Annotated in this window: 1 protein-coding gene and 1 pseudogene; both read right to left on the reverse strand. The window is 39.4% G+C overall.

Annotated features, from left to right (window positions below):
- Window positions 1-413 (reverse strand): annotated as a pseudogene (locus JN080_RS28950) (transposase); the annotation flags it as partial.
- Window positions 414-426: 13 nt separating this feature from the next.
- Complete coding sequence (locus JN080_RS28955) at window positions 427-564, reverse strand: hypothetical protein (RefSeq protein WP_256239365.1); 138 nt, start codon at window positions 562-564, stop codon at window positions 427-429.
- Window positions 565-685 lie beyond the last annotated feature (121 nt).

The following is a 685-nucleotide window of genomic DNA, read 5'->3' on the forward strand; positions in this document are numbered from 1 at the left end:
TAGGATAGCTGCTGTCAGTTCATCTGCTGTATTAACTTGCTCTTTTGCTTCGTAGTAATAGGTACTTCTTGAAAGTTGTAGGACATCGCACATTGCTGATATCGAGTATTTGTGTCGATTATGTTTGATCACATTTACTTTTGTCCTAGTATCAGCGCAGCTTGCTTTAAAATATCATTCTCCATTAACAATCTCTGGTTTTCTTTACGAAGTTTGATTAACTCTGTTTCTTCTGGAGTTCTATTGTCTTTCTCCTTGAATGACCCGGATGTTTGGTATTGTGTTATCCACTTATCCAACGCCGAAGGCGTCAAATCATATTCGCTAATAATATCTTTTCTAGGCTTTCCATTTTCATAAAGCTTGACCATTTGAGCCTTAAATTCTGTAGTGAATGTTCTTCTTTCTCTCATTTTAAGTCTCTCCTTAACTAGGTAATGTTGAAGTAGACCACCAAAAGAGTGGGTTTGCGACGAAACTTGACATGGAGCCTCCGCGGGCATGCTTTTTGAGCCAGGAAGCCAGCTGTTTTATAAACACCTGGCTTGCCGAAAAGGCTAGCATGCCCGCCACTCCATATAAAGTTTCTAGTACCGTCCACTTATGCTTATAAGCAGTATATCCAAGTTTGGCGTTTAGTCTACTTCACCTTAATTTTATTGTCCAGTTAAGTGTAGCCGATTCA

The sequence above is a fragment of the Bacillus sp. EB600 genome (genome assembly GCF_024494385.1).
Lineage (GTDB): Bacteria > Bacillota > Bacilli > Bacillales > Cytobacillaceae > JAEVLT01.

Excerpts from the sequence above, each read along its gene's own strand:
- JN080_RS28955 (WP_256239365.1), bottom strand. The coding sequence starts at position 564 with ATGCTAGCCTTTTCGGCAAGCCAGGTGTTTATAAAACAGCTGGCTTCC.